Origin of the sequence: Parasynechococcus sp. (assembly GCF_042954325.1) — a bacterium.
Classification (GTDB): domain Bacteria; phylum Cyanobacteriota; class Cyanobacteriia; order PCC-6307; family Cyanobiaceae; genus Parasynechococcus.
The window spans coordinates 1-11,204 of sequence record NZ_JBGKDS010000081.1; the positions used below are offsets into that span (position 1 = coordinate 1).

Here is an 11,204-nt window from a genome sequence, read left to right on the forward strand (position 1 = left end):
GCCGCTGATTGAACGCACCGCCGAGGGGCTGTATTGCCGTGCCGCCGATGCGTGGATCGATCCATGGCGTCCTGTGCCTCGGGCCCTCATCACCCATGCCCATGCCGACCATGCCCGAGCAGGGTGCGGCGAGTACTGGGCGATCGGCAGCAGCGAAGGGGTGCTCCGTCAGCGACTCGGTCAGGACATTCGGCTGCACCCGGTGCGCTACGGCGAAGCCATCTGGCTTGGACAATGCCGGGTGTCATTCCACAGTGCTGGGCACGTCCTCGGATCAGCTCAGATCCGCCTTGAGCACGACGGTGCCGTTTGGGTGATCACCGGCGACTACAAACGCGATCCGGATCCCAGCTGCACCCCCTTTGAACCGGTGCCCTGCGATGTGCTGATCACGGAAGCCACCTTTGGCATGCCGATCTATCGCTGGCAAAGCGGGGCCGACGTCGCCCGAGACATCTTGAACTGGTGGAAAGGAGACCAAAGCCGCGCCTCGATCCTGTTCTGTTACGCCTTCGGCAAGGCCCAGCGCTTGATGGCCGAGCTGAACGCCATCGGTGTTGAAGAGGACGTGCTGCTCCATGGCGCCGTGGAAACAGTCACACGCCACTACCGGGAGGCCGAGGTGCCGATGACACCCAGCCGACCCGTGAGCGACATCCCCCGCTCCGAGTCGCTGGCAGGACGTTTGATCCTGGCGCCCCCTTCCGCCCATCGCTCGAGCTGGATGCGCCGGTTCCGAGCCCCGCAAACCGGCTTTGCCTCAGGCTGGATGGCCGTGCGGGGAGCGCGACGGCGAAGGGGATACGAACGTGGATTCATCCTCAGCGACCATGCCGACTGGCCCGGCCTGATCAGGACCATTCGTGAATCCGGCGCCCGCAAGGTGTACGTCACCCACGGGCAGAGCGACGTCCTAGCGAGGTATCTCCAAGAGGTGGAGTCGATCGACGCCGAGCCACTGGACACCCTGTTTGGAGACGAGGAGATGCCGGCCTCACCGGAGCTTCACGAAACCACATCAATAGTTTCTTAATCTTTAGGCAAATTCATTGAACGTCGCGGTGGAAGGAGTTAGCAATTAAACAGATCTTGCAGCGCAAAGCCATGCATGAAGTTGCCTGCAAGCCCATCAATGAAGAACAACGCCTCAAGGCACTGAGTGAATACCGAATTTTGGGCTCACGCCCGGAAGAGTCATACGACAACATCACCCGAATCGCTGCTCTGGCCTGCAATGTTCCCATCGCCTTGATCTCCCTCGTGGATCGAGAACGTCAATGGTTCAAATCGAAAGTTGGAGTTGCGGTCAATGAGACGTCTCGAGATATCTCCTTCTGTGCCCATACCATTCTCAATCCCGACCCCATGGTTGTGGAAGATGCTCTTTTTGACCAGAGATTCAAGGACAATCCCCTGGTCACCGAAGAACCTCACATCCGCCTTTATGCGGGCTTTCCGCTGGAGACCCCAACCGAGGATCGGCTGGGAACCCTGTGCGTGATCGATCGCATCCCGAAATCACTCACAAACACACAATTCAAAATCATGCAGAGCCTCGCCAATCAAGTGGTGGTTCAGCTGGAGCTCAGAAAACGCTCCTTTGCCTTGATGGAAGAATTCTGCAGGATGCACAACAACCAGGGGCTCATTAGAACCTGTAGCTATTGCAGAAGCGTCAAGGACCACAAGGGAACATGGAAGCCCTTTGACCAATTCATGATGCAACACAGCACCTTAAATTTCAGCCATGGAATCTGCCAATCCTGCATGAGTGAACATTTCCCGGACATCAATCTTCCGGAAAAAGATGATCACCAGATGCGATAAACCAATCGCCCGATCCACTCCCTCAGTGCCCTGGAACTGCCATCAAGATGACCGGCACTGGGGAGCCACATCAGTGGATCTCGCCAAATCGCTCCCGCCCAGCGCCCCCTGGCCTGGAAATCAACCGGGAAGGGCAGCACCGTCAGCCCCTCCCGCTCGAACAGTCGCTGGGCACGACGCATGTGAAAGGCACTGGTCACCAACAGGATTCGTCGGTTTTGGCCGGGCAGCAGAGCACGCACCGCTCTGGCTTCTTCGGCTGTGTTCACCACAATCCCTGTGGATGCCATAGCCGATGGCGGAACACCCAAGGTCTGGGCCTCATCGAGATAGATCTGGCCCTCAGGTCGCGAACCCCGCTGATAGGGACTCTGTCCTCCGGTGAACAGCAACCGCGGAGCCCGACCGGCCTTGAAGAGCGCCACACCGGTCAGAAAGCGATCCGGGTCATGCCATTCGCTGACCCGATCCAGACCAGGCGCGGCGTGACGTCCTCCACTGAGAACAACAATCGCCGCTGCCGTCGATGCGGCATCGACGGTCTTGCGCTGCCAGGGATATTCAACACTTCGCCAAAGCAGTTGGGACACCAGTCCTGTGCTGAACAGCCCCAGCACGGCCAAGGCTCCAGCCAGCGGCCAACGGCGTCGCCCCAACCATGCCGCCACCAGCAGAACCATGGCCAACCCGAGCGGCAGCACGACGAGTGGCAGAACTTTCGACAGCAGGTATCCCATCTCGACAGGATGACTGCACTTGCAGCCTTGGCATGCAGGCCTTTCAGGACCTGTTGGATCAACTGGACCGCGTCAACGGAACCAAGGCCAAGGTGGCAGCACTCGCCGCCCACTTCAAGCAAGCCCCGGTCGCTGATGCAGCCTGGGCCCTGGTGTTGCTGCTGGGGAAGAAGCGACGACGCCTGATCACCGGTCGACGCCTGCGTGAGGTTCTCGCCGAGGAGAGCCAGCTTCCGGCGTGGTTGATCGCCGATTGCTATGCGCAGGTCGGCGACTCCGCCGAAACGATCAGCCTGCTGTGGCCGACCGTCAGCGACGCCATCCAACCCCGTCAGCGACCTGAGCCACTCTCCGAGCTGGGCCGTGAGCAACCCCTGCATTGGTGGATGGAGTGCTGTCTGCCAGCGATCCGTTCGCTCAAAGGGAACGACCAGACCGACGCGATCCTGGCCCTGTGGCAACACGTGCCGGATCACCAGCATTACGTCGTGAACAAACTCCTGACCGGAGGATTCCGAGTTGGGGTCTCCTCCGGCCTGATCAGCCGTGCCATTGCCCAGGCCTTCGCACTGGACGAAACTCTTGTGGTGCAACGGTTGATGGGTGGCTTTGAACCCACGGTGGCGGCCTTTGAACGCCTGAGCGCTGAAGCCGATGCGGCGGAAGCCCGCTCCGATGGCACGCCGTATCCGTTTTTCCTGGCGAGCCCGCTGGACCCGACACGCCTGGAGGAGGACGATCCCACGCACTGGCAACTGGAGTGGAAGTGGGATGGAATCAGGGGACAACTCATTCACCGCGGAGAGGGCTGTTACCTCTGGAGCCGCGGAGAAGAGCTGATGAACGACAGCTTTCCCGAACTGGTGGCCGTTGCCGAAGCCCTGCCCGACGGAACGGTTCTCGATGGTGAGGTGATCTGCTGGGCGCAAGGGGCATCAACACCGCTGGGCTTTGATGTGCTGCAGCGTCGGCTGGGGCGCAAGCAGGTGGGACCAACACTCAGACGCGAGTGTCCGGCGCGCTTCATCGCCTACGACCTGTTAGAGCACGACGGCCAAGACCAGCGCGAGCGTCCCCTGATCGCGCGGCAACAACAACTCGCGGAGCTGATCTCAAGCCTCGATCACCCCGATGCCTGGCGGCTGGCCGTCAGTCCAAGCTGGCCGCTCAGCAGCTGGACCGAGCTGAACGACGAACGGGATCGAGCCGGAGAGCATCGCGCCGAAGGACTGATGCTGAAACACCGAGATTCGCCCTATCTGAGCGGACGCAAACGCGGTCACTGGTGGAAGCACAAATTGCAGCCGATGACCCTCGATGCCGTTCTGCTCTATGCCCAGGCGGGCAGCGGACGTCGGGCCAATCTGTTCACGGATTACACCTTCGGACTCTGGCGGGATGATGCCGACGGAGGACAGCAACTGGTGACCTTTGCCAAGGCTTACTCCGGCCTGAACGACACAGAAATCCTGGAACTGGACCGCTGGATCAGACGCAACACACTGGAGCGTTTTGGGCCGACGCGGTCGGTCAAGGCGGAGCAGGTCTTTGAGTTGGCCTTCGAAGGAATCCACCCATCGAAACGCCACAAATCAGGGTTAGCCGTGCGCTTTCCCAGGATTCTGCGCTGGCGCCAGGACAAACCTGCCGCGGAAGCCGATCAGATCACGACAGCCGAAGCGCTGATCCGGGAACGTCAGCTGGGGCGATAAACCGATTGCCCATCACCGGGCAGAAGACTCAGGCTGAGGGGACGAATCCGCTCGCCGACCGTTACCTCCAATTCGCCAGCTTCACCGGCACGGCCACCCCACAGTTCAATACTCAACACCGCTGATGATCCGGAGCGGTAGTCAAAGAATTGACAGGCCCCCAGGCGGCGATTGACACGTCGCTGCTCTGCGGTGACATCCGCTGTGCCGCGCTCGCTGAGGCGATAGACCCGACCATCCACTTCCAGCTGCGACGGAGGCTTGGCATCCAGTGACAGAGGAAGCTCGATCTCGTGCTCCAACGTCACCACCAGGTTGTCATCCTCATTGACCACCAACCAAACCGATCGGTCGTCGTCTCTCAGCAGGTACTCCAACCAACTGAATTCGCCCTGGCGATAGACCAGGCGATCCTCAACAACCCAGTCTGTGGCGTCGTGTTGAACGATGTCGCCGACCCGAAGGTCAAACAGGGTCAATTCACGGTTGGTCTCCACCTGCTGTCGGGACCGGGCTGCACGACGTTGCACGCCGATGAAGGCAATGACCGCGAGCAACAGCAGCAGCAAGACCATCAATGTCCCGGTCATTGCAGTCAGGCGCCTGAATGGACGTTAGATCAGATCCCAGTCCAGCGCCCATGGCGCTGGTAGTCCACAAGCACAGGCTGAACCAGCCTGTTGGGCCGAATCAGTGCTCCGGGATCGGGGCGAAGATCAACGGGAAGCTCGGGGAACTGCGCCAGCCAGCGGTCGCTGATCCAGCGGCCTTGAAAGGGGAGCGGAGCAAATCCAGGTGTCTTGACATCGTTGTCCCGTTGGGCCATCACAAACCCCCAGGGACCAAAGCTTGGAACGGTGACGCTATAGCCGCGGGTCGACCAACTCAGCTGCTGCAGTGAAGCCTCGATCGAGGCCAGCACATCCGGGGTGAAGAACGGCGTGGAGGCCTGGGTCACAAACACACCACCCTTGTTCACGTGATGTTGCAGCCGTCCGTAGAAGCCGACGCTGTAGAGCCTGGCCAAGGCAGGGGTGGAAGGATCGGGGAAATCAGCGATCACGACATCAAAGGATCCCTCCAACTGCTCCAACAACTGGAAGGCATCGCCGTGGTGAACGGTCAGTCGAGGGTCATCGAGGCTGCCCTGATGCAAGCGTTGCACCAGAGGATGGCGACGGGCCAGGGATAAAACAGCTGGGTCCAGTTCAATCAGATCAACCGTCTGAACGCTGGGCCAGCGCAGAATTTCCCGGAGGGCAAGACCATCACCGGCCCCGAGCAGAAGAACCCGCCCAGGCCGGCCATGGCGGGCCATGGCCGGATGCACCAAACCTTCGTGATAGCGGTACTCATCCAGGCTTGAGAACTGGAGCTGACCATCGAGGTAAAGACGCACATCGCGACGGCGACGCGTCAGCACGAGGCGTTGGTAGCGGCTCTGCTGACGAAAAATGACTGGATCGTCGTACAACCAGCTCTCCACCCGATCACCCAACGGAGCCACCCATAGCCCCAAAAGGGCCATGAGCGGCAGCAGCGAGGAGACGGGCCAGCGCCAGCGCCAAAGGGAAGGGAAGGTCCAGCAGAGCAGCACCCCACTGGCCAGAGGCAAAAGACCAAGCAGAGCCGAGGTTGGCAGCAGTCCGAGCTGCGGCAGCAACACCAGGGGGAAGACCAAGGCTCCCAGCAGTGAGCCGAGGTAGTCCAGAGCCAGCGCCCGGGCCAACGCCACCCGGAGATCCTGTTGCGTCTCCAACAAACGGGTCAACAGGGGGAGTTCCATGCCAGCCAGGGCTCCAGCCATCACCGTCAGCAGAACAACCGCCAACCAAACCGATCCATCAATCGCAAATAAGGCAAACAGTCCCAACGGACCCAGCAGGCAAACCGGACTGAGCACCAGTTCCACCCAGAGCAGAGTGCGCAACAAGCTGCGGGATGGATCCGAGCCAGTGGCCAGAAACTGTGACACCCAACCACCGAGCCCCATGGCCGCCAGAAAGGTGCCCACCACGACTCCGGTGGCCAAGGTGGCATCACCCACCAGGTAGGTGGCCTGCGTGACCACCATTAATTCGAACACCAGGCTGACCGCTGACGACAGACAGACGGTGAACAGCAGCAGTCGTGCCTGCGTGGAACTGATCCGCAGCGGTGTCACTTCACCCCACGGGGTCCGCGGCCGACAAAGGATCCACCGCGATTGCGTCCGTTGGGGGAGCTGCTGATCCAGACCCCCCCGGAGCGGCGACCGCCGTAATACACGCCAGAGGATGAACTGCGTTGGGGGGTACCGTCCTGATCAAGACTCCACAGCAGTGGACGCCGGACGGCTCCGACCGCACCGAGGCCCAGGATCGACAGCAAAATCAGCAGCAGGAGCGGTCGTTCCATCAGGCCAGTTCCTCCATGGTCTTGGCGCCCATTGTTCGAGTGAGTTCCGTCACGGTGAGCGAAAGACGCTCCAATTCGATCACCCCACGATCCAATTGCTCCGGCACTTCAATCCGACATCGCAGACGTCGAGTTGTTTTGAGCTTGAAGTAAAGGGACTGCTCACCGCGAAACCCCTGATCATCTTCACCAATCTGGAAGGCATTGAGCAGCAGTGACTCCCGACGCACCACCAGATTGTTTCCCCAGGCATCGGTGATGCTCAGCGAAACCGGACAAAAAAACGATGTCTGAGACTGAGAGCGTGTTTGCACGGGATGGTCGGGCTCCTCGTAGCGCGCACCAAAAGTCACCTTCAACATCGCTTGATCGGGAAACGATTCCGTCAGAGCGAGGTTTGTCTCATTTCTAGTGAAGGAACGCAGAACACGTTTCGGTGCATATTCGTACCACCAATAAATCCCGAAACCAAGCAGTAGAACAACGCTGGTGCCGACCAGAAGACCCGGGTCGAGGGTGTTGGTGTAAATCTCGACCAACACCGGAAGGTTGCTGCCCGGTGCTGTCACCTGACGCGCCGCATAACTGCGGCTGTTGATGTAGTCCTCCAACGAGAGGCGCAACCGGAAGGTTCCGTCTTGTCCGGGCCTGAACTCGGTGTTCAGGTCTGTGTCTTGTTCATCCCAGCTGCCACTTTCCCCACCTTCAGACCAGGTGCCGGATTCACGCCACGTGTCCTTGTGAAAACTCAGAACGACCTGGTCCTGATCGTTGAGGAGCTCAACATTGATAAGGGAAGAGGAATTGATCGGTTGACGGACCTTCAAGGCAATCCGTGGAGCACCGAACCAGCCCTGGTTGAGCTTGAAGGGCGTCGTGCGCATCGCCTCTCCGGTGGCCGGAAGGAACACCTCACCGCGGAAACTGCGATTGCCACCTGCGGCAATCAACAACAGAAAAGGAACAGCCAGCAGCCAAAGCACGAGGAGTGGCCGCGCGGTGTGCGAATCAGACGTTGCGGCCAACGGGGATTGATCGCCAGGTGGCGTTAGCGTAAGCCCGATGCTGTTGACAGCTCCCAATGAATTCGATTGTTCTCCAGGCCGTCAACATGGTCGGCTGGGCAGCTTTCAGTGTGGTGTTGATCTTTGGAGCAACAGCTCTCTTTGATGCGTTAACACCGATTGATTACCGGGCGGAGATTCGCAAAGGCAACGTCGCCGCTGGTTTTGTGGTGGCTGCCGTGATCCTGGCCATCTCATCCGTTGTCGTCACGCTTCTGGTGACCTAACTGAACGCCGCTCTTGATCCCATCGAGGCCTGGTTCGAGCGCCAGGGCTGGGAACCGCTGAAGTTTCAGCGCGACACCTGGCAGGCCTATCTCAACGGATCCAGTGGGTTGATTCAGGTCCCCACCGGGTCGGGGAAAACCTTCGCCGCGGTGATGGGGCCACTGGCTCGCATGTTGGCGACCGATCCGGAACGGACCGGAATGCGGCTGTTGTATCTGACGCCATTGCGGGCCCTCAGCCGTGATCTCGCCCTGGCGATCCGGGAGCCGATCGCAGCGATGGGCTGGCCATTCCGTGTCGGCATTCGCAACGGCGACAGCAGCAGCAGCGACCGCAGCAAACAGCTCAAATCACCTCCTCACATTCTGATTACAACCCCTGAATCGCTGAGCCTTCTCCTGAGTCATCCCAAGGCCGACGATTTTTTTTCAGGGTTGGAGACCGTCGTGCTGGACGAATGGCACGAGCTGATGGGGAGCAAGCGCGGGAGCCAAACAGAACTCGGCCTGAGCTGGCTCAGGCAACGGTGCCCTGATCTGCAGACCTGGGCGATTAGCGCCACCATTGGCAATCTCAAGCAGGCTGCGCTGCACGCCCTGGGAACCGAAACAGAACCGGTGATCATTGGCGGAGCTCCCGCCCGAGCCACCGAAATCCGCAGCATTCTTCCGGACAGCATTGACGGCTTTCCGTGGGCTGGTCACCTCGGCCTGCGGATGTACGAACACTTGGTGGCGGCGCTCAATCCAGGCATCAGCACGCTGCTGTTCACGAACACCCGCAATCAATCGGAACGCTGGCATCAGTGCTTGCGATTCGCGTGTCCTGAAATGGACGGGGCGATGGCCTTGCATCACAGCGCCATTGACCGCAGTGAACGGGAATCGATCGAAGCAGCGGTGAAAGCCGGAGAGATCCGCTGGGTCGTCTGCACCAGCTCCCTCGACCTCGGGGTCGACTTCCAACCGGTCGAGCAGGTGGTGCAGATCGGCAGCCCGAAGAATTTGGCGCGGTTGCTGCAACGCGCAGGCCGCTCAGCGCATCTCCCAGGAGGAACCTCCCAGGTGTTGTTCATGCCAACCAATGCGCTCGAGCTGCTCGAACTCAGTGCAGTGCGACGCGGACTAGACGACGGGCTGGTGGAACAGCGAAAACCACCGCAGGCACCATTGGATGTGCTGCTACAACACCTCACAGGACTGGCCTGTGGACCGGGATTCAATCCAGAACAAACGCTCAGCGCGATCCGAACCGCCGCAGCATTCCGTGGACTCAGCGACGACGACTGGTCATGGTGCCTGTTGTTCCTGGAACAGGGCGGAGAGTGTCTCACCGCCTATCCGCGCTATCGAAAGCTGGAATGGGATGTCGATGGTCAGCGCTATCGCGTGCGTGACGCATCCATCGCACGATTGCACCGGCTCAATATCGGCACGATTACCGCTGCGCCGGCGATCACGGTGCGGTTTGTCCGCGGAGCTGTTCTCGGCCATGTGGAGGAGACCTTCATCGGTCAACTGAAGCCCAAGGACGTTTTCTTCTTTGCAGGCCGTCAGCTTGAATTTGTGCGACTGCGCGAAATGACGGCCTACGTCAAGCTGAGCGCCAGGAAAACGCGAACCGTTCCGGCGTGGGCCGGGGGGCAAATGGCTTTGTCCGATCTCCTCACCCATCACCTGAGGCGGGAGGTGGACCGGGCCCAACGGGGCGAGCTGGACACCCCGGAATTACAGGCGTTGCAACCACTGTTTGAACGGCAGCAAGACCTGTCGGTCCTGCCCCGCGCCGATCAGCTCCTGATCGAGACCTGCCGCACCCGGGAAGGCAGCCATCTGTTTGCGTATCCCTTTGAGGGCCGCTTCGTGCATGAAGGCATCGGTTTTCTCTGGGCCTCAAGGTTGACCCAACTGGAACGGGGGACGATCACTGTGTCGGTCAATGACTACGGCTTCGAGCTTCTGGCACCGAAGAGTTATCCGATGGCCGAGTTGGTGGAAGACCATGCCGATCGACTGCTGGAACGTCAAAACCTTGCTCAAGACCTACAGAAGGCACTGAATCTTTCGGAACTGCAAAGACGACGGTTTCGAGCAATCGCGCAGATTGCGGGACTGATGAACCGGGGCTTCCCCGGCTCCAGCAAAAGTGCAGGTCAACTTCAGATCAGTGCATCGCTTCTGTTCGATGTCTTCAGCCGCCATGAACCCGACAACCGATTGCTGAAGCAAGCCCAGCGGGAAGTGCTCGAGGACCAGCTGGAACTGGATCGACTTGAAGCTGCGCTGGAGCGCAGCGCAACCCAGGAATGGGTGCATGCACAGACCCCAAGGCCAAGCCCCTTGGCCTTTCCACTGTTGGTGGAACGACTGAACAACCGAATGAGCAATGAATCAGTGCTGGAAAGGGTGCAGCGCATGAGGGACGAAGCCGTTCGCCGTGAAGGCTGAGTCCTGCGGCCGAAGTGAGGGCTGAGATACTGGTGGCCGACAGCGCAGGGACGCGAGTGGGGAGCAAATCAGGCTTTAAAGACAGCGAAGTCCACGAAATCAAACGCCTCTATCTCGACGAAGGGCGATCGTTCGCCCAGATTGCCAGGATCATTGGCAAAGGGAGCGAAACGTCGGTTCGCAATGCCCTCATGAAAGCCAAGGTTGACAGGGTTGCCGAAGGAGGCAAATCACTGGAGGCATTCAAACCAGGTCAAAAATTTGGCAAGATCACATTGATCAAAAAGCTAGCCAAATCAAAAAAACTTAAATACCACGTGTCATGCAATTGCGGCTATGAATTCGACGTCGAACCATACCTCTTGACATTATCTGACGACCATAAAAATAAAATCAGCGCATGCCAACGCTGTCAATCAGGAAAACAAAAACCCTGAATCAATCAGAACGCATTAAAAACAATCTCAACAGACCACTGAGCAACACACAGGAGAATGCTTCTACACGTCAACCCAGCAAATATCAGTCACTTTTTAAAGGTCGGTCGCAAGAAATCAATACCAAACACACCGAGGTCCATGACAGCCCGAACCTATGGCAAGAGGCGGTATGTCGGGATCATCGTTCACGATCAAGCCTTACAAAGGGGGAAATCCCTCGAGACATGCAAACACGTAAAAGCCACCTACCAACATTTTTGCGAGGGCTTGGAATGGCATGAGACCGAGTATATAAGGCTCTATCAGAAAAAATACAAGAACAAGCAACGAAGACGAAACATCGGCAGGAACT

12 protein-coding genes are annotated in these 11,204 nt (G+C 59.1%); 7 read left to right on the top strand and 5 right to left on the bottom strand.

Annotated elements, in window-relative coordinates:
• Positions 1-4 precede the first annotated feature (4 nt).
• Both ACGVKB_RS10320 and ACGVKB_RS10325 read left to right on the top strand, forming a co-directional pair.
• Positions 5-1,033: a ligase-associated DNA damage response exonuclease gene (locus ACGVKB_RS10320; protein WP_392351660.1), complete on the top strand. Its 1,029-nt coding sequence runs from the start codon at positions 5-7 to the stop codon at positions 1,031-1,033.
• Positions 1,034-1,104: 71 nt separating this feature from the next.
• Entirely contained in the window at positions 1,105-1,827 is a 723-nt protein-coding gene (locus ACGVKB_RS10325; protein WP_392351661.1) for a GAF domain-containing protein, read from the top strand.
• Here ACGVKB_RS10325 and ACGVKB_RS10330 read toward each other — a convergent pair.
• The gene (locus tag ACGVKB_RS10330) at positions 1,812-2,564 is read right to left on the bottom strand and encodes a YdcF family protein (protein ID WP_392351651.1); all 753 of its coding nucleotides are present in this window, start codon (positions 2,562-2,564) and stop codon (positions 1,812-1,814) included. The genes ACGVKB_RS10325 and ACGVKB_RS10330 overlap by 16 nt on opposite strands.
• Before the next feature lie 32 nt (positions 2,565-2,596).
• On the opposite strand from ACGVKB_RS10330, the gene ACGVKB_RS10335 reads away from it, so the two are divergent.
• Positions 2,597-4,276 (top strand): ATP-dependent DNA ligase, encoded by a 1,680-nt coding sequence (locus tag ACGVKB_RS10335; protein WP_392351652.1) that lies wholly within the window; start codon positions 2,597-2,599, stop codon positions 4,274-4,276.
• Here ACGVKB_RS10335 and ACGVKB_RS10340 read toward each other — a convergent pair.
• From ACGVKB_RS10340 to ACGVKB_RS10355, 4 genes are read right to left on the bottom strand one after another with little or no spacing between them, the layout of a single operon-like run.
• Positions 4,261-4,866, bottom strand: a complete 606-nt coding sequence (locus ACGVKB_RS10340; RefSeq protein WP_392351653.1) for a DUF4178 domain-containing protein — start codon at positions 4,864-4,866, stop codon at positions 4,261-4,263. The two genes, ACGVKB_RS10335 and ACGVKB_RS10340, sit on opposite strands and share 16 nt — an antisense overlap.
• 29 nt (positions 4,867-4,895) lie before the next feature.
• Positions 4,896-6,440, bottom strand: coding sequence for a polyamine aminopropyltransferase (locus ACGVKB_RS10345; RefSeq protein WP_392351654.1), 1,545 nt, complete (start codon positions 6,438-6,440; stop codon positions 4,896-4,898).
• Positions 6,437-6,673, bottom strand: a complete 237-nt coding sequence (locus ACGVKB_RS10350; protein ID WP_392351655.1) for a hypothetical protein — start codon at positions 6,671-6,673, stop codon at positions 6,437-6,439. Before ACGVKB_RS10350 ends, ACGVKB_RS10345 begins: the two co-directional genes overlap by 4 nt.
• Positions 6,673-7,698, bottom strand: coding sequence for a hypothetical protein (locus ACGVKB_RS10355; protein ID WP_392351656.1), 1,026 nt, complete (start codon positions 7,696-7,698; stop codon positions 6,673-6,675). The genes ACGVKB_RS10350 and ACGVKB_RS10355 overlap by 1 nt, the downstream gene beginning before the upstream one ends.
• A gap of 56 nt (positions 7,699-7,754) precedes the next feature.
• Between ACGVKB_RS10355 and ACGVKB_RS10360 the strand changes: the two genes are divergently transcribed.
• From ACGVKB_RS10360 to ACGVKB_RS10375, 4 genes are all read left to right on the top strand, one after another.
• On the top strand, positions 7,755-7,964 hold the full coding sequence (locus ACGVKB_RS10360) for a DUF350 domain-containing protein (RefSeq protein ID WP_392351657.1): 210 nt from the start codon (positions 7,755-7,757) through the stop codon (positions 7,962-7,964).
• A complete protein-coding gene (locus ACGVKB_RS10365; protein WP_392351662.1) occupies positions 7,965-10,412 on the top strand; it encodes a ligase-associated DNA damage response DEXH box helicase in 2,448 nt (815 codons plus the stop codon). It abuts the gene before it with no gap.
• A 32-nt stretch (positions 10,413-10,444) separates the two neighbouring features.
• Positions 10,445-10,849, top strand: coding sequence for a hypothetical protein (locus ACGVKB_RS10370; protein ID WP_392351658.1), 405 nt, complete (start codon positions 10,445-10,447; stop codon positions 10,847-10,849).
• A gap of 141 nt (positions 10,850-10,990) precedes the next feature.
• Positions 10,991-11,204, top strand: a 214-nt coding sequence (locus ACGVKB_RS10375; RefSeq protein ID WP_392351659.1) for a hypothetical protein, incomplete at its 3' end; no start/stop codon positions are given.

Coding starts and splice junctions, on each gene's coding strand:
- ACGVKB_RS10350 (WP_392351655.1), bottom strand. CDS start 6,673: ATGGAACGACCGCTCCTGCTGCTGATTTTGCTGTCGATCCTGGGCCTC.
- ACGVKB_RS10360 (WP_392351657.1), top strand. CDS start 7,755: ATGAATTCGATTGTTCTCCAGGCCGTCAACATGGTCGGCTGGGCAGCT.
- ACGVKB_RS10330 (WP_392351651.1), bottom strand. CDS start 2,564: ATGGGATACCTGCTGTCGAAAGTTCTGCCACTCGTCGTGCTGCCGCTC.
- ACGVKB_RS10325 (WP_392351661.1), top strand. CDS start 1,105: ATGCATGAAGTTGCCTGCAAGCCCATCAATGAAGAACAACGCCTCAAG.
- ACGVKB_RS10340 (WP_392351653.1), bottom strand. CDS start 4,866: ATGACCGGGACATTGATGGTCTTGCTGCTGCTGTTGCTCGCGGTCATT.
- ACGVKB_RS10335 (WP_392351652.1), top strand. CDS start 2,597: ATGCAGGCCTTTCAGGACCTGTTGGATCAACTGGACCGCGTCAACGGA.